Origin of the sequence: Anaplasma marginale str. Florida (assembly GCF_000020305.1) — a bacterium.
In the GTDB taxonomy this organism is placed as follows: Bacteria; Pseudomonadota; Alphaproteobacteria; order Rickettsiales; family Anaplasmataceae; genus Anaplasma; species Anaplasma marginale.
This window is the reverse complement of record NC_012026.1, coordinates 335,979-359,783: the sequence shown is the minus strand read 5'-3', so window position 1 is coordinate 359,783 and position 23,805 is coordinate 335,979. Positions and strand designations below refer to the sequence as shown.

The following is a 23,805-nucleotide window of genomic DNA, read 5'->3' as shown; positions in this document are numbered from 1 at the left end:
TAATATCTGAGGATAACGCCCATGAAAAATGCAGCACAAAAACTGCCAGCTCACACCTCTCACGCAGTAATAACCACCGCGCTTTGTTGCAGGATATCGGCCGAAAACGCTGACATAAGGCTCACAGAACATGACGAAAACCTCGAAATCGACAATGCTGTTTATAGCTCCGGCTATGGCATAAACTTCGGCCCTATATATCGTGGCAAGGACCGTAGCATAGCCTCGATCGAGATAACAAAATATGGCAGCATTATGAGAGAGCAAGCTCTCGCAAGTGGGCAGCGCAGCCGCATTGAGGTAGAGATATTTTCAATCGATTATGATGATGTATCGCGGGAAAAAATAACGCTGTTCGTCGGAATGGTAAGCACTATCACGGTCGAAAATCACAGGCTAAAAATCTCACTCGAGGGAATCCAGAGCGCCTTATCCGACAAAATTGGTATATTATTTTCTCCCCATTGCAGGGCACAATTTTGTGACAGCAAGTGTAAGCTCGACAGGAAGAAATTCACGTTTCAAAGTACAGTAGACAAAGTGGTGGATCACCTAACCCTGGAGGATACCAAGCTTCCCTACGCAGACTGCTACTATAAACACGGAGTGGTCACATTTCTGGATGGAGAGAATCGGGGAATATCCGTGGAAGTGCGCGGCCACAGACACTATATGGTACACCTGGCCAGAAGTGCGCCCTACCCAATACTACCGGGAGATGCGTACTCAATAATCGCCGGGTGTGACAAAAACTTTCTCACTTGCAGTAGAAAATTCGACAATACGAGTAACTTCCGGGGAGAGCCCCACGTACCAGATTTAAATTCCGTATACCAACCTCTTGAGGAGTGAGCAAACCCGCTAGTGCCACGAGCCGATGGTCTGCACAATACCCCAGCATGGCGCCTTAGCAACACCAGATGTAGACAAACTGCGTCGTAGCTGAACACACTAGCAAACCTGAGACGCATCACCTGCATAGCGGCGTGACAAAATCCACACGGCCATTTCGTGCTCTGCCGCGGCAAAGGCATATGCTAACATTCCGATGCTGGGGCGCTCTGTCCCCACCAGAGCACCGGGCAATACCACCCACAACTGCGGCACACCTTGTATGAAAATTACTGCAACTATCCCGGGTTAAATTATGTCAACAACACCAATATTGTCTACCATCGCTAGCGTAGTAAATCAAGCAGTCTGGAAGTCTGTCACACAATCTATCGAAGAGGCACTCAACCGAGTTACAACCGAAGGGCTATCAGCGCCCAACTTGCGGAACAGAGGCAGCACGCAAGCCAAAAAACCCCCAAAGGAAACCAGGGTGCAAACATCCACATACGGCAAGACATTGTGCAAAGTGTATGGCACTGCACAAGTACAAGGCAACATAATATGGGCACAACCAATCAGGTATGCAAGGCACCAAGAAACCTACACAACACGTGGCTCACAATCAGCAAAACGCACCACAAGCAGCCACGCAACACTGGCAATTGCCATATGCTCGGGACCAATACACAGACTCTCTCGCATGTGGGCAAATGGAAAACCGCTAGATTTGTCCACAATAAAACACAGGCTATACAAGGGCACCGAAGACCAAGCACCCGATCCACTAATGTCCCCCGCAGGGGAACACACCCCCGCATACCGCGGCATCGCGTACATCGTGATAGAGGACCTGCCACTTCAAGACTACAACAATGCAGTGCCGAATTTTGTGTTTGAGGTCACTGCGTATCCAGAAGGTTTTTTGGAAGGCCATATTACGCAGAAAATCAATAGCATACACACCATAGGTAGAGGAGAATTTTCTTATGACACTGAAATACACAGGGCAATACAAGTCGCGGTTGTAGGTACACAAACAGTTGCATATGGAACTGCAGCAAAAATCAACGGGATGGGTGGTTATACGCGGTCAAACGCATTATTAGCCCTGGATGCGATGCAGAGCATTTTACCTAACGTGCAATGGGTGGCAGTAACGGTTCACTGGTTTACTGACGGACAAAACATTAAGCATTGCGGGGTCCGCCCCGCGACCATATACGAGCATGACGTCAAGATAACTCCAGACGCCTGGAAGGTTGGTAATTTTACCGCAACAAATGCATACAAACTTAGGCTAAAAGATGGCCGGCAGCCGCCCAAGGGAACCACCCACGATGCGTCCTTAGTGCGATACATATGGGAGCTTAAATCCAGGGGTTATAAGATACTATTACTGCCGAAATTGATCGTAAATTTCGAAGAAGGCACACAATTGACGTGCGAGAACCCGCAAGACATCGACCAGTTTTTCAGTCGGCGATACCGGCCATTCATAGAACACTACTGCCTACTTACCAGGGGAACCATAGATGCGTTCGTAATAGGCAGCGGTCTTACATCGCTTACCAGAATCAAAGATGACGCAGAATCGTTCCCGGCAGTAGAGGCACTCATACGCTTGGCTGAACTGGCAAAGCAGGTGCTTGGAAACGCCACAGTTGTAACATACGCGGCAAATTGGGACGAATATCACTCGCACAACGGGGTATACAACTTAGACGCGTTGTGGGCATCTGACCATATTGACGTCGTCGGCATCAACGCGTATTTCCCCCTTACAGACACCCCAAATCCCACGCATAGGTTCAGCGCACAAAGCGTTGCACAATCTTGGCACAGCAGTGAAGGGTATGATGGCCCCTACAAGCACCCGACTATAGGACAATCTGAAAGCTCCCATCTGAGCTCTGCGTACAAAAACATAGGCCAATGGTGGAGCAGCAGCCATGTAAACCGGCATAACAATACCAAAACCGCGTGGCAACCTAAAAGCAAAAGGGTATGGTTCATAGAATATGGTTTCCGAAGTGTGGCAGACTGCACATACAGGCCGCTATCGCCCGAACAACACGCTAGTGCTGCAGAAAACGCAACACCAGATAGCGTAGATTTTGTCGCACAAAAAACCGCTATAGAAGGCACTTTTGACGCGTGGCACCCCTCAGAAATTGTGGAGAGGATGTTCCTTTACGCGTGGAATCTCGAGCCGTACGTTAAAACGGAGCCATATTTCTACCAAAACTGGCAGACTGGCCATTGGATAAACGGAAAAATAGACGCGACCACACTGTCTGCAATCCTCCAAAGCGTGACCAGCAAGGTAGGCCTGCGTTCCACAACCGCAAAGGAAGCGGACGAGCTCGTGCTGGGATATTCAATCCACAATTACACATCAGCGGAGGCCGTGGTCAAGGAACTACAAAAAATATACTGCCTGGACGTCAGGGAAAAGGCGGGGGAATTGGTCTTCTCGGACTCTGACCCGGAATCTGTACTGCACATACCGGACGAGGATGTAGTTCCGGGAAGCTACCAGGTAACTTACGCACCCACAGCCCCCTGCGAAGCGCAAGCACTGCTATACGTAAGCCGCAGGTTTGGCTACCAGCCGAGGCTTAGAAACCCGCAGGCATGCCAAGTTGGTGGGCCAAAAGCCTCAGGCATTTTACAAACATCACTGGTGCTTGATGATCTACATGCGGAGGCCATAGTGGATGATTTACAACACCTCACCGCAAGCCAGAATTGCTTTTTCAGGATATCTCTGCCCATAAAATATGCTTCACTAAATGTGGGAGATGTAATCAGCGTGGAATGGGAGCACAGGCAACACACGTTAAAAATTGCTAGCGTGAGGATTGCAGGCCTACAGGTGCACCTTGGGGGGTTTATCCACACTCCAACGCGTTTTAAACGCAAAAGCTTTTCTTGTATATCATACACCCCCAAATAGCAGTATACATATACCATTGGTAATCAAAGCACTAAGAGATTTCTAGCCACGCGCGCAGAGTATACGGCGCAGAGATTCGTGTTGTGTCTATGCACAAAATATTATAGAATTCACGATCGCCTTCACATCGCGGTTTATGACAAAAGGGCTGTATATAGAGTCCTACGGGTGCCAAATGAACGTTTATGATTCCTTGATGGTTGAGGATATCCTCAGGCCGTTAGGTTTTGCAGCGGTCCAGCGCCCGGAAGACGCAGATATCATAATGGTTAACACCTGCCACGTAAGAGAAAAGGCAGCAGAAAAGCTATATTCCGCACTTGGAAGGATGCGTATGCTCCGCAAAGAAGGTGCGTTGATAGTGGTGGCAGGGTGCGTTGCACAGGCTGAGGGAGAAGCAGTCTTTGAGCGGGCCCCGTTTGTTGATGTTGTGGTAGGGCCGCAGAGCATACACACGTTGCCCGAGCTGATCATGAAAGCCACTCGGGACGCAAAGCAGATGAATGTTGAGTTCCCCGCCATCTCTAAGTTTGATGTAATATCTACAGATTTGCTGGTCAGCCGCGGAGTTTCGGCGTTTGTATCAGTCCAAGAAGGGTGTGATAAGTTCTGTACCTTTTGTGTAGTGCCCTACACTCGGGGGCCAGAGTATTCAAGATCGGTTGAAGATGTGCTGGCGGAAGTGAGAAAACTCGCCGACGGAGGCACAAAAGAGGTTGTACTGCTTGGGCAAAATGTAAACGCATACCATGGAACCTACAAGGGTAACGAGTGGGACTTGGGGCGTTTAATACGGAAGGTGGCGGAAGTTGACGGCATTGAGAGGATACGATACACAACCTCCCACCCAAAGGATATGCATAGCTCACTATATGACGCACATAAGCACGAACCTAAGTTGCTGCCTTGTGTCCACCTACCAGTGCAATCTGGCTCAGATTCCGTGCTACGTAAAATGAACCGCAAACACTCGGTGCAGGAGTATATGGATATAATAGACACCCTCAAAGAGGCCAGGAGCGATATTGCACTTTCGTCAGACTTCATCGTGGGCTTCCCCGGAGAAACCGAAGAAGACTTTGAAGCTACAATGGACTTAGTCAGGCACGTTGGGTTTGCCACATCCTACAGCTTTAAGTACAGTCCAAGGCCTGGGACCCCCGGCGCAGAGTATACGAACCAGGTACCGGAGGAGGAAAAAAGCAGCCGTTTGCATAGACTGCAGCACCTGCTGCTCACCCAGCAGCGCCTTTTCACCAAGAGCATGATAGGCAAGACTGTATCAGTGTTGGTATGCGGCACAGAAGGCTCGCGCAGTTGCAGTAACGAGGTATTCGGCAAGAGCGAACACATGCAGCCGGTGTACATCTCTGTGGATGGAGACCCGGCGGGGTACCGTAACAAGATATTCAGCGTAAAAGTGCTGGAAGAAGGAGCGCGCAGCTCTTTGAAGGGCATTATTTGCACCGATACAATCTCCCTTCCCCCCCACAGCATGTAGCCCCTGCCGATCCGCCGTACAGGCTTGAGCTGTGTCTGGTTCAATAATCAGCCAATAATCGGCCAAACCAGCCGCACCGTTTATGTGCGTACCAAAGCCAATAGACTGGGCAGCACCAATTCATTGAGCAAATTTTTGTCGGGCGACACCCCTGCAACAGTACTAACTACCGCGCGCTCTAGTAAGGCTACAGTGCGCCACACAGCCTAGCACGCAAGCCACAGCCGCGGAGTATCTTAACAACGTTGTAAGGTTGTAGTATTCTGACAGCAAAGTAAGCACCAGAATTACAACGCCAGCTATGGTGCACATCGCGCCATTGACGATCGCGCAGAAGGTTGTAACCCTTGCAGCCGTCATGTTACACCCGAAAGTAAATGCTATCATGTGCCCACCGGCAGCAAATCCGAAACAAAACGATGCAAAATAGCACAAATACGCCACCAATGCGGGATCTTCGGCAGACAGCATTCGCTGTATAAGCAGTGCAACTATCGGTAGACTACACATTTGAAATACGCAAAACGCGAAAAGGACGCGTTTTTTATCCTGCAACACAGCCAGCACCCAACATGCAAAGGGCGCCCCAAGGGAGAAGCCTACCCATGCATATACGGAAACCAGATATACCACCCTAGAGTCCAGTTTATACAACAGAAAACCCGCGACGGCAAAAAACATGCCAAACATCATACCACCAACTATGGAGGCATATAGCGCATCCCTGGTTGTGACGATATCGCGCATATTCCTCACCACCTGGAGGAACTGCATGTGCCCTGAGGCCCCTCTATAGCCCGGAGGATTCTGCACAGCACACAACGCCATGAGAAAAACTGCAAATTGTACCGCGATGATGCACGATACCAAAAACTTGAAGTGCTCCATGAGAAAGTGATTTTGGTAAAAAGAAAGCACACCAAACAGCGCATACGAAAGGCCGTGGGCCATTTGGGCAAGCCCGAACATGACACCAGACATGGGTGGCGTAAAAAAGTTCATGCTTGCATATCCAGCACCGATAAAACAAAAAGAGGCTCCGAAGGTTAGAATCGGCTGTGAAAGCATTACCATAAAAAGGAAACCTTGCTCACCAGCAAGCATTTGAAAAAGTACGCCTACGCAGATACACAACGCGGCCGCCGGCAGCATTAATTTACCGCCATAGTGGTCTATTAACGCTCCAGAAAAAAGTTGAAATAGGGCAAAAAAACACATACGTGCAAACATGAGTGTGGCAACTCTGAGCTCGCTGTGCAGCACCACTTGTCCAAACGCGGAGTACATGCACTCTGAGCAGCTCAGAGATACCAACATCATAACTGTAGTCAACCAGCCAAAGTAGGCCTTTGCGCGTTCAGAGAGCATAATCAGACCTGATCTATAATCAACATATCTGCCACGCTCACTTCACTATCACTAGTACGACCAACAGCCCAACTATGACAAGCATCAAAAACGGGGCAGCGCCGAGTTGCGTGGTCTGCCCCCGGCCTTGCCTGTATCCATCATGGGAAATTATAATATCAAGGCTGCGGTCAATCTTGGACGCCAACATCCGCATGCCTCTCATGGACCTATAAACCTGTGACTTTTTAAACCGCTCGGTATATCCGTGATTGTCACCATGTTCCTGCACCCACAGTTCTGCAATTTTCCACAGGTTCATATCCGGCGCCAGTTGCCTACATATCCCTTCAACCAACACCATGGTTTTCTGCAACAAAAGCAACTGTGGTTGCACTTTCATGTTAAACTCACTGGTAACCATAAAGAGTTGGGTAAGCAACTCCGCCATGGAAAACCCCTGCGCGCTCATATCAGCTATAGGCTCCCATATCGCGCGGCAGGCCGTGATAAACTCATCGCACCTTCCGGGAATATACCCCGCATCAAGGTGTGCCTCAGCAACTCTGCGGTAGTCCCTACTCAAAAAGCCTATGAATATTTCGGAGATATACACACAGGTTTCCTCATCAATCCTGCCCATGATGCCGAAATCCACCGCAACAATCCGATTGTTGCTGTCTACCATGAGGTTGCCGGGATGCATGTCAGCGTGGAAAAATCTGTCTTTATACACCTGGTTACAAAAACACAAAATCAGATTGCGGGCCAAAGACTCACGATCTTGCAATTTGTCAATCTCGTAAATCGGCACAGCATCTACCCACTGCAAAGTAAGAACGCGTTTGGAGGTGCAATTCCAGTCTACCTTTGGCACACAAAATATCCCGCGATCCGCCTTTGTGTTCTCCCTCAACTCCTCCGCATTCGCCGCTTCGAAGCGTAAATCTAGCTCCAGTCTGCATATGCTCGCAAACATTTCAACCAGTTGCCCAAGCTGGAATCTCTGCAACCCGCGGCACCCACCGAAAATACGCGCCAATAGACGCATAAGTCTTATATCCCTGCGGAAATCTTGCTCCACCCCGGGTCTGAGCACTTTCACCGCCCTGAGTTCACCATCTAGTGTTTTTGCCTTATGAACCTGGGCAACGCTCGCCGCGGCAACCGGCACCGTATCAAATTCTCGAAAGATGCTACCCATCTGTCTGCGCAAATCACACTCAATCGTTTTTACGACGTCGTCGAATGAAAATGGTGGTAGCGCATCACACAAACGGAGCAGGTTCTTCGCCGCGTCTTCCCCCACTATGTCTACCCTAGCAGCAAGAAATTGGCCAAACTTAATAAACGTTGGGCCCAAGCTTTGTAAAAGAATACACAACCTCTCCGCACGGGTTTTTGAACGCAATCTGAGCGATAGGAAGCCCGTGTACGGCAAGATGCCATGGCACAAAATAGCCGTCACTATGCGCAACATTCTGGCGCAGCTTTTTATTACGCTAAACATTATTCGGAAACACGCTCAGAAACTTTGCGTTTTCTGTGATTTCCTCGGGCGTGCCTTCGCAGCGTATTGAGTGGTTTACGCAAATAACCCTGTCAGAGCATGACATCACGCAGTGCAGATCGTGCGATGTCATGAGGACGCTCACACCGCACTCTGTAACCAGCCGTGCAACTAGTTTGTAGAAATTGTGCTTCGCTTCAATATCCATGCAGCTCACAGGCTCGTCCAAAATTATAAGATCAGGCTTCATCATCAGGCATCTAGCAAGTAGCACTAACTGGGTTTCGCCAGCGGATAGCTCGGCCACTTGCCGCTTCAACAGCCGCTCAACATCAACGTATTTCATCGAGTCTTCCAAATCTGAGACTGCACGTCTCCCCAGGTAGGTATGCAGAAGAAAATATTCGACCGTCATGGGCATAAGACGATTGATCTTGATATTCTGGGGAAGATAGCCTATTCCCAGTTTACCAAAATAACGCACTGTACCCTTGTATGCCTTGTTTATCCCCACAAGAACGCGCACCAACGAGGTCTTGCCGCCCCCATTTGGGCCCAAAATAGTTACAATCTCCCCAAATTTTACCGAAAAGCTAACGTTATCTATAACCTTTTTATCTTCGTAAAATAGTGTTAGACTATCGGCCGTGAGTATCGCGCGCCTCGACGAGACTCTCGACTCTCCTCCTTTTATTGCGGGCTGCCTGAAATGCTGGTGATTAGACGACATGTGATCTCATTCATGGTAGCGCTCACGGTGCTGCTGCCGGTAGGAGGATATACCGTTCCAAGGGTAGCTGCAACCATAAATCCCGTATATTTTCTGATAAGCGCAGTGGCCCATGGGGTGGTAGAGCCATCGTTGCCCACAACTGGCGCATCATGCGTACACGATTGCGTGCTCAAGCCCTCCGACATGGCAAAGCTAAACTCCTCAGACATAGTTTTTTATATCGACGACAGGCTGGAGTCCTTCGTTAGAAGGCTGGACAACAGAGCAGGCAGGAGGCTCGTGAAACTTTCAGATGAGGTAACGTTGCTCACAGAAAGGGCCGTCGGTGGGCGCTTCACGCATGAAAAGGACCTGCACATATGGCTAGATCCAGATAACGCCAGCAAAATGGTACAAAAAATCTGCACGGTTCTCTCTGAAGAGGATCCGGAAAATGCTCATGCCTACAGGCAAAACGCGGAAGCTGCGCTTGCAAAGATAAAAGACATGGCTGGCAGAATCAGCGCAGTGCTCGCACCTATCAGAGACACACCGTACATGGCAGAGCATGATGCCTATCAATATTTTGACAGGTACTTCGGGCTGAACTTCGTGGCCGCACTGTCTGGCAGTGGGCATACAGTCAGTGTTACCGCAAAGGGGTTGTCATTCGCAAAAAAGGCTGCAAAGGAGCATGAAGTGCGATGTATTTTTACTGACCCGTTGCATAGTGCATCTCGTTACAGGCTTGTAAGCAAGAAAATAAAAATATGCGCACTAGATCCGCTTGGACGCAACATCCGGGGTACGGACGGGTATTTTGAACTGATGGAGACAATCGCAAACAGTTTCCGGAGCTGCCTTCAGCAGCGTGGTGATTAGCTATATCTTGCCAGTTGTGTAAAGTTGGGGCCTGTGACTCCACGCATACTCATGGCGGCTGCATGTGGCTAGATCAATATAATGCCTCGCTGAACGGGGCCAGACATTTTAGCCCGATGTGACTTTACAAGGAAAAATGGGTGGAGGCACCTTAAGCCTTGGGAGTTGCAATCCTGTCCAATGCAAAATTGCTAGCCGATGACGTTTCCTCTGCGGTGGGGCGTGTACCATTCATAAAAGTCAAATTGCTAGGTAATGACGTACCTTGAGGAGAGAGCCGCGCGTAGCGTGCCCTCGTCTAGGTAGTCTATCTCTCCCCCAAGAGGAATGCCACATGCAAGCCTAGTCACCTTGGCATCAGTGCCCTTCACCATCTGAGCTATGTAATGGCACGTCACTTGTCCGTCCATGTCATTGCTCGTTGCAACGATGACTTCTTTAACCCCATGCGTGCGAATCCTATCTACAATTCCACCCAGATTTAGGTCTTCCGGACCAATACCAGAGAGGGCAGACAATGCTCCCCCCAGCACGTGGTATACCCCGGAATATATTCTCCCGCGCTCGAAAGCCCACAAGTCACCCAACTCCTCAACAACACAGATAATGCTTTGGTCCCGACCCTTATCGGAACATATGGAGCAGGGAGAAATGGTGTCTAAATTGTGGCAGATTGTGCACTCCTTAGTGTGCATTTCTAACTCTCTAATTCCGGCAGCGAGGGGCACCATTACGTCCTGCCTATGCCGCAACAGATGCAACTACTATGCGACGTGAAGAGGCAGGGCCCAAACTCGGAAGCTTGGCAAAAAGATTTATAAGCTTAGTTATGTCCATATCAGCGCAAACACCCAACCAAGACGATACACAAAGAGGGGCCCGCTTCTGCACACTGCTGACTGTTCAGGTCAATTGTTAGACTCATCGTTGTTATGCGCCAGCTTGCCATCTTTTAACTCCTTTCTCAGACTACGGATGCCCTTTCCGAGATCACCCATAACTTGAGGTAATTTACCAGCACCAAACAACACTAGAATGATCAGAAATATAAGAAAAATCTGCCACGGACCTAAACTCATATACGCAACCCGCCCAAACAACTATAGCCTGAACAACAAAACCTTGCCCAGATCAAAAGATACAGATATCACATCACCAACTTCGGGCAAAACAGAACCCGTAAACTTCATCCAATACGCGCAACCTTGTACCTCTATGTATACCATACTGTTAAAAAATCTTACAAGTTTCACCGTAGCAGGAATTCCGCTGCTCTGTCGCAAAAAAATGGCCTCGGGCCGCATACACACAGCCACCTTGCTCCCGTCCCCAAACGAGCTTGCGTCAATATCACCAACTCCCGATATTGCAACTTTTCCATCACACACAACGGACTCAAAGTAATTTGACTTCCCAAAAAATTGCGCCAAGTGTGCATCTTTTGGATTATTGTATATTTCGCCCGGGGCGCCACATTGCACTATCCTGCCCTCACGTATCACATAGATCTTGTCTGCAACCTCAAGCGCTTCTTCCGGGTCATGCGTTACCAAAAGAGTGGTAATACGCTCACGCCTTATTATGGACAATACATCAGCCCTAATTTTAGATCGCAAAATGATATCCAGATTAGAAAACGGCTCATCCAACAGGATGATCTCTGGATTCTGGGCCATAGTTCTGGCAATCGTCACAAGCTGCTGCTGCCCCCCAGAAAGCATGTGGGGGTACGCACCCCTGTGGCTATCCATACCTAGCAAGCGCAGCATGTGTAGCGCGCGCTGGGTTTTTCTTTCCTTGCCCTGCTCCTTTACCGCGAACGCAACGTTTTCCTCCACGGTTTGGTGATGGAACAGCGATGGATGCTGGAATACCAGCCCCACATTTCTCTTTTCTGTGGGAACGTGCGTGTTGTTTTGTGCATCGCTTAGCACCCTTCCATTGACCATTATCACGCCGGTGCGCAGCCTTTCCAACCCGGCAATTAATTTTAGAATTGTGGACTTCCCACATCCGGACGGGCCGAGTAGGCATATGACCTCTCCCCTATCTCCGGAAAAGCAGTCAACGCTCAGCAGGAAATCTGTCTTCCTGTACTTATGCGACACATTATCCAGTCTCAGTCCCTCGACCACAGTATTACCGCTGACGCTGCCACAAGCCATGGTACCACTCACTGTACCTATTCACAAGTGCACCCAGATCTTAAAATAATGACGACAACCCAGGCGTGCGATATGTGAGCTAGTCAACTCTTTCTGTATACCCACCATTTGTTCAGCAACCCAGAAATGCTGTGGAACACCTGCGTGTTTTTAGGGTATAGACCCATCCACACGTGTCACCAAGGGGCAATAGTACAACGGCAAGGATTGCAAATTTTCCAGAAATGTGAACGCGCTTGGTTCTGAGCAAAGCTACGGCCCCCCTACTGTGTGGTACAAAAAAATTAGGTAGGCACAGATCATTGCAAAAACAAAAAAAAGAGGATAACCTACGCTCTAGTAATGTGTGATATGAGGCTTCCTATGGGTACTTTTATGCGTTTGGCAGCGTTGCAATTCTCTCTTCTGTTGTGTTGCGTGTCGGCCGCACATGCTGCTGACAGCGGCAAGTATTTGAACCACGTGAACACTAAGGTCGACGTTGGCTCAGTCTCCGGTAATGTTGTGAATGCTGCAGTAACGTTTGACGTCGAATCGGGGTGGCATATATGCGCTAAGGAGCCAGGGGACACCGGCATGCCAACTGTGTTCTCATTTGAAAGCGAAGAGGTGAAAGAGCATACCATCCACTGGCCAAAACATTCTGAAATTGTCGATAAGGCGGCAGACAAAACTCTAAAAAGCAATGTATACTCAGGCACCGTAGTATTCCCGGTAAAGCTTGAAGTTGCCGAAGGCGTAAGACATGTCAGGCTAAACGTCAGCTTCGCAGCTTGTGGACCATCTTGTGTACCTCAGAGCAGGGTTCTCACTATTGATGTGCCAGAACAAGGTTTTGAAAACGGTACCGTTCTGGATCTTATTGATGAGTGGAAGAACAGGTAAGTTGGCTCAGTACTCAAGCCAGGGCGTTGTGCTTCTGGCTTGAGTGTGGTATTGATGCACGATTCGTTCATGCAGTTGCCAAATGGCCAATACTCTGTACTACTTCCCACCTTGCCCCTTCTCCAGAAAGGTAAGAGTATTCATGAGGGAGAAAGGGCTGGATTTTTCCCTGGTGGAGGAAAACCCTTGGAGGCGTAGAAAGGAGTTTTTAGAGATAAATCCGGTATCCCAAGTTCCGGTGTTGGTCAGTGACAGAAGTGTTATAGTCGATAGCCAGGCTATTTGTGAGTACATCGAAGAGGTGTGCGGTGGTGAGCCGCGTATGGGGAAGTCTCCCTACGAGCGCGCCAAGGTGCGTAGGCTTGTCTACTGGATAGATTGCAGGTTTTATCACGAAGTCACAAGGTATGTAATCAACGAGAAAATCGCTAAGCAATACACCAAGCACGGCAGTCCGAACCCTAACTTGATTCGGGCGTCTATGTCAAACCTGCAGTCTCACGTCAGATATATGGAGCATCTCATAAACACCAATGGGTGGCTTGCATCTCGTGAGTTTACCCTTGCAGACGTTGCACTGTCCGCGCACATCTCGTTACTAGACTACATGGGCATTTTCCCTTGGGACTTGAGCCCGACCCTTAAGGAGTGGTACTCTCTGATAAAGTCTAAGCCGTCATTCTCGCAGATTTTGGGGGATAGGATACCAGGTTTTTCGCCCCCAGTGCACTACGCACAGCTAGATTTCTGAGCCCAGCCGTGCATGGGTTCGTTATACATCACACCAGCGTGTCACGCAGCACCAATTTAGAGGCAATAGAGCTCGCCCAAAGCGGCGCTCCGGATGGTACGGTAATCATAGCTGATGAGCAAACCTCAGGCACTGGCAGGTACGGAAGGGAATGGCACTCTCCTAAAGGCAACTTGTACTGTAGCATAATTACCAGAAGGAGTGCGCAGGTGGCGGCTCTTTCTTTCTTATCGTCACTAGCGGTGGGAGTGACTTTGGAACAGGTTTTCGAGGCACACAATTGCAGCACAAAAAACGCTCTCATCCGATATAAATGGCCAAATGACGTAATGGTAGACGGAAAGAAAATCTCCGGGGTTTTGATCAAGACCAAAATGATCGGCGGCGAAATTGATTGGGCCGTGTGCGGTATAGGAGTGAACATGTACGCCCCTCCCCCATATGCGGCTTCGCTGCATGATTATATCCCGGAGCTGAAGCTATCGAACTTGGAACTCCTTGACCTAATGCTGCAAAATTTTGCCAAACTCCTAGATGTCCTCGAAACTATGGGGTTCGCACAGCTGCGAAGCCTGTGGATGCGCCGGGGTCACACCCCTGGAGACAAAATTCGCGTCATAACCAACAATAATATGATAATTGAAGGAAAGTTTGTGAACATAGATACCCATGGAGCAATGGTGCTTGAGTCAGACGGTGGGATCCCTACTGCCGTCGATTACGGAGAAATTCTGTGAGTATCACCACCTGGTAACGATTTAGTCATACTTTTCAAAAAAATGTACGCTGCTATCGTGCGCAGTAGCCGGCCATGAAGGCTGATTTGCTGCACAAACCCGCACACTGTTGTTGCGCGCTCTATGATATTGCTGTACACTACAGGAGATGGTTTGTGGCTAGCTTATGCTAGTGGTTGTGTGTGCGGTTGTTGAGGCTTTTTCCCGTAATTTTCCCTTCAGTGCCGCGTTTGCGCGCTCAGTTTAGTTAAGGTACCGCATGTGACGTAAGGCACGTGTACGGGTGCGGTGCATTGACAATATGCCACACATGTGGTACAATTCAGGGTTGGACTTATGGTGCTGAGTGTGTGGTTTTAGGTGCTAGATAGCACCGGAGCTTCGCCTAGCGACCGGCCCCCGATACGGGGGGGGGGGGGAGTGGTCCGATCTTCGAGCCAGCAAACTAGCCATCACGAGCCGTGCCGAAAAGATTTATCGACGCAACAGAGACACATCTCATAGAGTTGCTCCAAACAACGATGAAGCAGCACAACCCTTGGACGGGGCTCAAGGGGAAGGCTGTGGGGCTACTGCGCGATATCACCATACCCAAGCCGCAAGATGCGCATAACCTGTCCGTATTTGTAACAGAAGATTTCCTCTCAAAGATCGCAGGAACCTATGAGCGCGAGCACGTCGGCGGCGCGTTCATGACCGTGTTATCCCTAGCAGATGAGGAAGTTAGAGAGCACTATCTGCGGCCAAATCGCTCGCAAACGTTCGCCCGAATGCTGATAGAGTTCAGGAATGCACTCAAAGCAGGACACATCGAGGGCTCCCTATCAGATCTCAGCACATTTACTGACTTTGTAGAAAAGATAGTTAATCAATCGGTTGGCGGCATAACGTACGAACAAGGCGTGGTCATCGATACCATGGATGACACCATCCCCAAAGAAGGTGACCCCACCCCCATGGAAAGGGCGCTTAATGATAAGAAAGGCGTCAAACTTAAGAAGAAAAAGGCGGAATCCCAAACTGCCGGTATGTATCTAGGGAGCGGCGGCAGTAGCGGCAACCGGGAAGACGCGGCAAAGTCAGCCGTGGAGATCTTGATTGGGAAAGATTATAGGCTCCTCTCGCCTGACTGGTTGATAATGCGGTCATTGGCTATAGCATATTTGCTCAAAAGAAAGGAGATGGGGCTGCCCGTAGAGGAGCGATGCCCCGATGAAGAAGACCTGGAGGCGATGTTCCACCAGGAAAGGAAGTGTGCGGCGCTACTTTACGGGTGCGTATTGCTCTCTACGTATGTGGAGGAAATCAGGCAAGAAGCAATTCGGGCATATGAGAAAGCCAACCCAAAGGTGTCGAAAATCCTGAAAATGTGTAAGAAGATATCCGAACACTCGGGAAAGGTTCTGGTTGCATACACATCTTTCATGGCAGCGTCACTCATTGCTACTTTGGCATCTGGAGGTGTAGGTCCAGCAGCAGTTTGCGGTGCAGCGCTTGGATACACCGCAGCTGCGGGCTCGTTGGCATTGAGCGCCCCTCAACTAGGGCTGCTGGCTGCACAGGGCGTGAAATCTTTGGGTAAAACACTTGGAATAACTGCTGCTGAGGGAGCAGCGGCAACGGCGGCGGCTGGAGCGGCAGTAGAATCCACAACGGCGGCGGCAACAGCAACAGCGGCAGAAGTAGCCCGGTTCACAAGCCCTGTAGCGTTACCTGCGACCATAATGCAAACGCTCATGATGTATATAACGTTCCCCAGAATCATGTTCTCTGGATATGAGGGTGAGTGGATTCGCAAATATACAGAGTCAGACGGCGGCAAAAAAGAGTTCAAACCACCAAGCATGTGGTCCCCCCTGGTTGCATCCATGGGGATAAAGCTGATGATGAACACAATGCTTGGGTTTACTCCCCACATAGAGTACAAGCCCCTTACTACCGCGTTGGGATGGAGCCTATATCGGCTATACCTGCCACTCTCACTGATTGAACAACCATCAAAGGTTCGTAATGCGTATGAGGTTGCTATAGCTGCAACTTCCAGGAAGGACGTCTCGAACTTTCCGTACAGCACTAAAACTACCATTTTGTGCTGTCTGGTCGGCCTTGCAGTCGAACTTGCGCTGCACGCCGCAGTTGGCACTATGCCGACAGCAGTATCACAGGCCTTAAACTTCCTTGTAAAAACAGCAAGGATTGGGGCGTGGATCGGGCCGATTATCCATGCAAGAAGGCATGGCAACCCGGTCTACACCAGAGAGTTTGAGCAAGTCTTCTGGACCGACGGTTTCAAGGCACTTACTGCCCCACCAATATTGTTATTGTTCGAAATCGCAAGCTCATCCCCAACGTTTAACACTGCAGTATTGGCTGGGGACATACTTATCTCAGTGATTCCGGACGTTATTTGCGGTAACAAGCTTGGAGCACTGAACGTTACCGCGGGCAAAATCGTCGCCCTAGAATCACTGATGAGAACCGCCCTTAGCCAAAAGTCGCTACTCGAGTTGAGTGTTGCAATGGCAGTGCAAGAAGAACCTTCTGCGGCTCAGGAGCATCTACAAACCTTACTAGAAAAACATTTTGGCAAGGATCAGTATAAAGACCTGGGGCTGGATATCAAACTGGACGAGGATGGAACCAGGAATCTGAGCCTAGAGGCAGAGCGCAAGTGGAGAGCGGTCATAGAGAATGCGGTATCGTCCGATGCAGAGGATGGGGAAGTAAACCTAAGCGCAGACCAGGTGCAAGATTTAATACGAGAATTGGCAGAAGTTTACAGTAAGTCTGATACTAATAAGGGTGCCAATAATTCAGACGAAGAAACAGTCTTGCGCGCACTAGAAGGACAGCACCCGTTCCTTGCAGTGCTCAGGGGCTCAGAGCTCACCAAGGAGCAGAAAGCAGCTATGAAGGCTTCGGCTGAGAAACTGAGCAAGCTTGATGCGGATACACAGAAGAGAATAAACAAAGCGCTGGATGATTTTGAGGAGGAGTACCATAACCGGCTCATAGCCACCATGACGGACAAGCAGCGCGAGATGTTGGCTCAAGCAGTAGACCAGCTGCTGGATAATATCAAGCTACCAGATGCACTGACCAGACAGCAGAAAAACGACTTGAAGAAGTCAGTAGAGAGTTTTAGGGACCGCGTTAGGGCTTGGGATGGTAAAAAGGACCCCTGGTACGGCGCAGCATCCGACCTTAATATGTCTGACCTTAATGAGATTTTGGAAGACCCAAAGCGTTACAATGAATTTCTAAACTTCTTTGGCACAGATGAAGCTGTCTTTGATCCGTTCGGCCCCTCAGCATTTGATGCGCAATTTACTGATGCAGGCGCGCCATCAAAATATAGTGAGTTTTTTGGCAAGGGGGAGAAACTAGTTGGCTCTTCCTCTACACAACAGCGTACAACCCCTAAACCAGCAGCTGGTAAGGCACAGCCTGCCAAAAACGCGCAAGCTGGCTCCAGCAGCAAGAAGTACGTTGAGGCTGAAGGGGAACTGATTACAGGAGGGGGCAAGGGCAAGGCCGCACCTGCTACTAAGCAACAGGCAAGCAACAGTGCTCCTAAGCCAGCAACAGTCTGGGAAGAACTGGTTAGGCAAATATTGGAACAAGATGACACCGAAAGGGAAGAAGCAATCGCCGCATTGCTGAAGGGAGAATCACCGCAACAATCCGCACAACGGGGTGAGAGTGCGCAGGAAGAATATGCTGCAGCTTATTCGGCACCGCCAGGGCAAGTGGGCGTAGCACCTAGCATGCAACAAGCTGCATATACTCCCGACAGTACCATAGCAGATGACGCCGATGACAAAGAAATAGCGGCCTTGTTTAAGGCGTTACTCAGCATGCCCAAAAAGCTGCAAGGGAGGAGTGATGACGAGATTCAAGAATACATGAACGCACTCTTCGGTGCGCCTCCTAAGAGTAGCGCGCAGCAGGGAGCAAGTAGCGCGCAAGGGGCGGCGGCGCAGACCCCATTGGCAAGTCACGGCGGGGACGTTGGTGGTGGCGGTGATGATATAGCAGTTATGAATAGTAGTGAGCTCCGAGATTTCTTCGGTGGCGCATCGAGCAAAAAAGCGGGAACAGTTTTTGAATACTCAGATTCACAGAAGCCCACACAGAAGAGTGGCACTGCTGGGTTGAGGCAGCCACAAACGATAACGAGTGCTGGTATTGACGAATACAATGAGGCGCTTCTTGAGATAGACAATCTCCCCAAGAAACACCCTGGGGTTAGCCTAAAGAACTTGAAACCAAAAGATCAAAAGGTGCAAGATGATGGCGGTGGCGGCGAAAGCGTCGAGTTTTTCTTCGGGGAAGACGGGTCGTTAAATCCTGTCACGTCGAGCACTTACGATAACCTTGAGAGCGTTTTTGCACCCGATTTCGTATACCCCTCTGCTGAAACGCCGAAAAAATCTCGTCCGATGGCGGCAGCACGACCAAAAACCGCCCCTGCCGCGGAAGCAGAATATGGTGAGCAATCGCGAATGACGGCTAGAGCGGGCTTTGGTGCCTTGGCAGGAGATGATGACGCTGACATTGACATTGACCCGGCCAGTAAAGATGACCCTATGTTCGAAATGTACGCTCGATGCTTAGCCCAGAGAGGCGGTAATAATTGCGTGCCCCCGTCTGACCGCGCCCGCGGTAAAGGCGCAAAGGCATCGAGGGGAGGAGCGCGCGCTCCTGATGTAGAAGCAGAAATTGATGATGCGCAATTGCCATACGCTGCGCAGTCGGCACAGAGACTGCCGCAGAAGACGGTAACACGTCCCGCCGGCAAAGTAACCCTAGACCAGCTTTGGGACGACAACCTTGGCGCAGGGCCAAGTGGAATCATGACGGGTTCCTCTGCAATACAACCAGAACATCGCAGTAATCATAGAAAATAGTTGGCTGTGCCCTACCGCTCATCCTGGTAGATCATTGCCACAACACACCAATCGGGGCAGTTGCGCGCTCTCGTCCCGTGTTTCGCATTTGCAATATCCAGCCATTCTTACTTCAGCTTACTGGCGGTCAAGGTTGCGCCATACCTTGTTTGAGATAGGCGTATATCCTCTGTGCAAGCTTTATACTAATTCCCGGCACTTTACTAATTTCATCAGTTCTGGCACGCTTCACGCCATCTATCGAGCCAAAATATGTAATCAAGGCCCTACGCCTGGCACTACCAACTCCCGGTATATCGCACAGCACTGCCGACGATAGCGTCCTATCCCTGCTACTCCTGTGGGAGGTAATTGCAAATCTGTGCGCTTCATCACGTATTTTTCGCATGTATAGCATCAGTTTACTATCAGGATCTAGACATATCTTCCTTCCATCTGGCAGGTAAAACACCTCTTCCCCTGCATTACGGTTACTACCCTTGGCCATACATGCAAAGGGAATGCCAAGGTCACCCAGCACCTGAATGGCCGAGGAAATGTGCCCCCTACCCCCGTCAATGAGTACAAAATCTGGCACTGATGGGCTCTCTTCACTGAACCTCCTGAAGAGCACTTCGTGCATCATTGAATAGTCATCCCCATTGAGCACTGTCTGAATTTTAAACTTGCGATATTCCTTCCTCAGCAGCCCATCCTTGCCACATACTACCATTACTCCAAATGGGTGCGTGCCAGAAATATGGCTGTTGTCATACACCTCTATCCTCTCTGGGGGGTTTGGAAGCCCAAAAAGCTCGGCAAGCTCTTCCAATTCTGCGGGAAGCGCCTTGTCACGTAATCTGCGATTAAGGGCCTCCATCGCGCTGTTGCGCGCCAGCCTCAAAAATTTCAATTCCTCGTGCGATTTTGCAGTAAGAATATCAACTTTGCGTGTTAACAGCTCCTCCAACGCGGCATTTATCACCTCACAATAGTCACTTTCACAGTCTACGTATACTCTACCGGGCGGATCGCTATACACTTGCAGCATAAACATGCCTAGCACGTCTGATTCACTTTCATAATTGCCATCATCAACAAAATATGGCTGGCTACCGTAGCTTATGCCGCCCCGGAAGGAGATAACTTGCAAGCAATATGTGCCAGAGCGCCCATATATTGAGACAAAATCGGCATCACATGACATCTCCGTCTGGAATGACACACACTCTTGAATGGATTTTAGCGCCTGCAGCCTGTCACGGTAGACCATAGCACTTTCATAGTCTAGGTTGTCACTAAACTTGCGCATTGAGTCAAATAACTCTCTCTGCAGCTCCTTACTCTTGCCCGTCAAAACCTTGTGCGCCATATGTACAGATTTCGCATAATCCTCTTCTGAAATCTTGCGGGTACACGGCGCCGAGCAGTTGCGCATTTCGTATTCAATGCATGGCCTATCTCGCGAGGCGAAAAAGTTGTCTGAACATGACCGAAGTTGAAACGCCTTCCTAAGCGCAGATATAACCAGCTTGACCACTAGTGACGATATAAAAGGCCCGTAGCATTTTCCCAGCCCGGCCTCCTTTCTTCCCCTATACTTGACGATACGCGGGTATTCGTGCTTCGAAAGCAGAATGTACGGGTAGAACTTATCGTCCCTCATTATGATGTTATACTTCGGCTTGAGAGTTTTGATGAGTTGCGCCTCCAGCAGCAACGCCTCCGCCTCACTCTGCGTTACTATAACATCAAGCTCGGTTATATGGCCCACCATCGCCAGGATTCTGTCCGACATCTGATTAAAATTGTAGTAGCTGCGCAGGCGCTTTTTCAAATCTTTGGCCTTCCCTACATACAGAACCAGGCCATTTGCACCCAACATCTTGTAGACACCAGCTACATCGCAGGGAATAGAGTTGAGCGCCTTCTTTACCGCATCACGTGCAATGAGGAGCCTACCAGCCAGATTCTTTTTCAGCACAGACACAACTTATCAAAGCCACAAAGTTAAGTCTCGCGCTAATGATGCTAAAAATCAAGATGCCATGTCTGGCAATGCTTTATATCGTACTCATCATGGAGTAGGTGAATACACATCTATCAAAACTCCACGAGATACCTGATATACCTATGGCTTGTGGTCGCCGTCATTCCAACTCAGCAGCATACTTGGGCTTGGTAATTAGGTGCCGGTATAACCCTACTTTGCGCAACACCAAACGTACCCCAACTGAAGAGCGGGAGAAGGGGATCGAACCCTCGGCCCCAACCTTGGGAAGGTCGTACTCTACCACTGAGCTACTCCCGCAAAAAACTACACGGCCACACCGTGCAACCAGGCAGACAGACCCACAGGAGCAATGAGCGGGAGAAGGGGATCGAACCCTCGGCCCTAACCTTGGCAAGGTTATACTCTACCACTGAGCTACTCCCGCAACTGCAGCGCTCAATCATAAATGAGCACAAATTATGAATCAAGAAAATAAATTACTAAATTCAGCACCCAATCATGGGCAGAGATGAGGCATCGAATGGGAGCCTGCGCCGGGCAGCACACAGATATAGGCCCTATACGCCACACACTTTTTGTGCAATGCCACATTTTGGCCCAACCATGGGCACCACATCAATTAAGTTTGGTCACAAATGAGGGGCTTATCATCACCTCACCCAGGTCGGCTGTGCTTGAACACTCCCGACGGGCGATATGGCACGTTTGCACGTCTGGCAAAATGTGTAAAATGGCATGTGATGACGTACCGTATGTTATTGCAAAAACTGCGGATCTGTTGCATCATTAATCCGTTAATCTTTTGGGCCCTGGCGTGATTGAGCGTTATAGTCTTCCGGAAATGGTTACAATTTGGGAAGAGAAAACAAAATACGAAATTTGGATGGCCATAGAGGTGTTGGCGTGCGAGGCCCAGGTTAAGCTGGGAGTTGTCCCTCAGCACGTACTGGACGGCTTGCGCAATTTTGGGGGTAACTTCAACGTAAGCAGGATTCAAGCCATAGAAGCGGAAGTGAAGCACGACGTCATAGCATTTCTCTCTTACATTGCGGAATCCTCAAACACAGACATAAGGTATTTGCACTACGGTATGACCAGTTCCGATGTGCTAGACACATGCCTTTCGCTGAGGTTAAAACGGTCCTGTGACATTCTTCTGAAAAATATTGAAGAAGTCATGCGCGCGCTAGAGGCAAGATCAAAAGAAACAAAATACCTATTGTGCGTCGGCAGGAGCCACGGTGTGCACGCAGAGCCAATAACATTTGGGCTCAAGCTCGCAAGGTTCTATGCCGAATTTGCGCGTAATTACCAACGCTTGGTGAGCGCACAGCAAGAAATCTCCGTGTGCAAGATCTCCGGTGCTATGGGCAATTTCGCACATCTTGACCCATATGTGGAGGAGCATGTTGCACAGGCATTGGGGCTGGTGCCTGAGACCATAGCATCCCAGGTGGTGCCGCGGGATCGGTACGCGGTACTGTTTGCAATATTCGGTGTCATAGCTTCTTCGATAGAAAGAGTCGCCACGGAACTCCGTCATTTGCAGCAAACGGAAGTCTTGGAGGTGGCTGAACCATTTACGTCCGGACAAAAAGGCAGCTCTGCCATGCCTCACAAAAAAAATCCCATTCTGGGTGAGAATTTGACTGGCCTGTCCAGGATGGTGCGCAGCTATGTTATTCCCGCCATGGAAAACGTTGCGCTGTGGCATGAGCGCGATATTTCCCACTCTTCGGTTGAGCGGTTCATAGCACCAGATGCCTGCATAACCCTGAACTTCGCGCTGGTGCGCCTAGCTGGTGTTTTACGTGATATGAAAATTGATGAGGAGAGGGTCAAAGCAAATTTGAACTCTTCTAGGGGTGTATTGCTGTCACAGCGAGTTTTGTTGGCGCTGGTAGATGCGGGCATGAGCAGGGAAAGCGCATATAAAGTTGTACAGGACAGCGCAATGGACGCCTTGAACAGTGGTAGTGACTTTATAAATAATGTGAAGGCCCACAAACTTCTCGGCAAAATCTCACCAGACGTTTTAGACGCGCTTTCCGATCTTGATTACTACACGAAACACGTTGACTTCATATTCAGTAAAACGTTCAAAGAGCACGAAGCGTAGATACATCGCAGAGGCAGCACCAAACCGGGGATGGGATTGAAATTGCGTGTTGTCGTTGCAACGAGCAATGACATGGACGGACAAGTGACGTGCCATTACATAGCTCAGATGGTGAAGGGCACTGATGCCAAGGTGACTAGGCTTGCATGTGGCATTCCTCTTGGGGGAGAGATAGACTACCTAGACGAGGGCACGCTACGCGCGGCTCTCTCCTCAAGGTACGTCATTACCTAGCAATTTGACTTTTATGAATGGTACACGCCCCACCGCAGAGGAAACACCGCCACTCTTCCTGTAGCCAGCAACCACGCACAATTGGAACCCCGTGGCATGGGGGAGCGCAACCGGGGAAGGTCACCCCACTCTATGTGCAGCCGCCATGAGTATGCGTGGAGTCACAGGCCCCAACTTTACACAACCGGTATTCTCAGCGGCAGAATGTCCCCACTGCACCCACACAAAAAGTGGCTGCTGATGCCGCTTTGTGGCCAAAAACAGGCCAC

The 23,805-nt window shown here is 49.7% G+C and carries 15 protein-coding genes, 2 tRNA genes and 2 pseudogenes; 10 read left to right on the top strand and 9 right to left on the bottom strand.

The genetic code is table 11. The features are described from left to right. Positions 1-21 precede the first annotated feature (21 nt). The 3 genes from AMF_RS06555 to miaB all read left to right on the top strand — a co-directional run bounded on the left by AMF_RS06555 (position 22) and on the right by miaB (position 5,291). Positions 22-852 carry a DUF2163 domain-containing protein gene (locus AMF_RS06555; RefSeq protein ID WP_010263429.1) on the top strand — a complete coding sequence of 277 codons (831 nt, stop codon included), beginning with the start codon at positions 22-24 and terminating at the stop codon, positions 850-852. Positions 853-1,534: 682 nt separating this feature from the next. Continuing rightward, complete coding sequence (locus AMF_RS06550) at positions 1,535-3,790, top strand: glycoside hydrolase/phage tail family protein (protein WP_227013250.1); 2,256 nt, start codon at positions 1,535-1,537, stop codon at positions 3,788-3,790. Positions 3,791-3,926: 136 nt separating this feature from the next. Beyond that, on the top strand, positions 3,927-5,291 hold the full coding sequence (gene miaB, locus AMF_RS06545) for a tRNA (N6-isopentenyl adenosine(37)-C2)-methylthiotransferase MiaB (protein WP_012658892.1): 1,365 nt from the start codon (positions 3,927-3,929) through the stop codon (positions 5,289-5,291). Positions 5,292-5,453: 162 nt separating this feature from the next. Here miaB and AMF_RS06540 read toward each other — a convergent pair whose 3' ends face one another. From AMF_RS06540 to AMF_RS06530, 3 genes are all read right to left on the bottom strand, one after another. After that, positions 5,454-6,611 (bottom strand): MFS transporter, encoded by a 1,158-nt coding sequence (locus AMF_RS06540; protein WP_241760223.1) that lies wholly within the window; start codon positions 6,609-6,611, stop codon positions 5,454-5,456. Between the two features lie 85 nt (positions 6,612-6,696). Continuing rightward, positions 6,697-8,148, bottom strand: coding sequence for a 2-polyprenylphenol 6-hydroxylase (gene ubiB, locus AMF_RS06535; RefSeq protein WP_010263403.1), 1,452 nt, complete (start codon positions 8,146-8,148; stop codon positions 6,697-6,699). Then, positions 8,141-8,878, bottom strand: coding sequence for a metal ABC transporter ATP-binding protein (locus AMF_RS06530; RefSeq protein ID WP_012658890.1), 738 nt, complete (start codon positions 8,876-8,878; stop codon positions 8,141-8,143). The genes ubiB and AMF_RS06530 overlap by 8 nt, the downstream gene beginning before the upstream one ends. Between AMF_RS06530 and AMF_RS06525 the strand changes: the two genes are divergently transcribed. Then, entirely contained in the window at positions 8,858-9,742 is an 885-nt protein-coding gene (locus AMF_RS06525; protein WP_012658889.1) for a metal ABC transporter substrate-binding protein, read from the top strand. The two genes, AMF_RS06530 and AMF_RS06525, sit on opposite strands and share 21 nt — an antisense overlap. A 248-nt stretch (positions 9,743-9,990) precedes the next feature. Here AMF_RS06525 and recR read toward each other — a convergent pair. From recR to AMF_RS06510, 3 genes and pseudogenes are all read right to left on the bottom strand, one after another. Further along, positions 9,991-10,579, bottom strand: a pseudogene (gene recR, locus AMF_RS06520) (recombination mediator RecR). Between the two features lie 71 nt (positions 10,580-10,650). After that, the gene (gene tatA, locus AMF_RS06515) at positions 10,651-10,821 is read right to left on the bottom strand and encodes a twin-arginine translocase TatA (RefSeq protein WP_010263388.1); all 171 of its coding nucleotides are present in this window, start codon (positions 10,819-10,821) and stop codon (positions 10,651-10,653) included. Positions 10,822-10,842: 21 nt separating this feature from the next. Then, positions 10,843-11,907, bottom strand: coding sequence for an ABC transporter ATP-binding protein (locus AMF_RS06510; protein ID WP_010267367.1), 1,065 nt, complete (start codon positions 11,905-11,907; stop codon positions 10,843-10,845). A gap of 375 nt (positions 11,908-12,282) precedes the next feature. Between AMF_RS06510 and AMF_RS06505 the strand changes: the two genes are divergently transcribed. The 4 genes from AMF_RS06505 (at position 12,283) to cpg1 (ending at position 19,190) form a co-directional block, all read left to right on the top strand. Continuing rightward, positions 12,283-12,792, top strand: a complete 510-nt coding sequence (locus AMF_RS06505) for a protein-disulfide reductase DsbD domain-containing protein (RefSeq protein ID WP_223822662.1) — start codon at positions 12,283-12,285, stop codon at positions 12,790-12,792. Positions 12,793-12,874: 82 nt separating this feature from the next. Next, a complete protein-coding gene (locus AMF_RS06500; protein ID WP_010267365.1) occupies positions 12,875-13,543 on the top strand; it encodes a glutathione S-transferase family protein in 669 nt (222 codons plus the stop codon). A gap of 8 nt (positions 13,544-13,551) precedes the next feature. After that, the gene (locus AMF_RS06495; RefSeq protein ID WP_012658886.1) at positions 13,552-14,280 is read left to right on the top strand and encodes a biotin--[acetyl-CoA-carboxylase] ligase; all 729 of its coding nucleotides are present in this window, start codon (positions 13,552-13,554) and stop codon (positions 14,278-14,280) included. Between the two features lie 461 nt (positions 14,281-14,741). Next, positions 14,742-19,190 carry a Cpg1 family polymorphic protein gene (cpg1, locus tag AMF_RS10390; protein WP_012658885.1) on the top strand — a complete coding sequence of 1,483 codons (4,449 nt, stop codon included), beginning with the start codon at positions 14,742-14,744 and terminating at the stop codon, positions 19,188-19,190. Positions 19,191-19,317: 127 nt separating this feature from the next. Here the strand turns inward: cpg1 and uvrC are convergent, their stop codons facing one another. The 3 genes from uvrC to AMF_RS06475 form a co-directional block, all read right to left on the bottom strand. Further along, positions 19,318-21,159, bottom strand: coding sequence for an excinuclease ABC subunit UvrC (uvrC, locus tag AMF_RS06485; protein WP_010267361.1), 1,842 nt, complete (start codon positions 21,157-21,159; stop codon positions 19,318-19,320). Between the two features lie 249 nt (positions 21,160-21,408). Beyond that, positions 21,409-21,480, bottom strand: a tRNA-Gly gene (locus AMF_RS06480). 55 nt (positions 21,481-21,535) lie between these two features. Then, positions 21,536-21,607, bottom strand: a tRNA-Gly gene (locus AMF_RS06475). A 390-nt stretch (positions 21,608-21,997) separates the two neighbouring features. On the opposite strand from AMF_RS06475, the gene purB reads away from it, so the two are divergent. Continuing rightward, positions 21,998-23,302: an adenylosuccinate lyase gene (gene purB, locus AMF_RS06470; protein ID WP_010263357.1), complete on the top strand. Its 1,305-nt coding sequence runs from the start codon at positions 21,998-22,000 to the stop codon at positions 23,300-23,302. A 48-nt stretch (positions 23,303-23,350) separates the two neighbouring features. Next, positions 23,351-23,536 (top strand): annotated as a pseudogene (locus AMF_RS06465) (recombination mediator RecR); the annotation flags it as partial. Between the last annotated feature and the right edge of the window lie 269 nt (positions 23,537-23,805).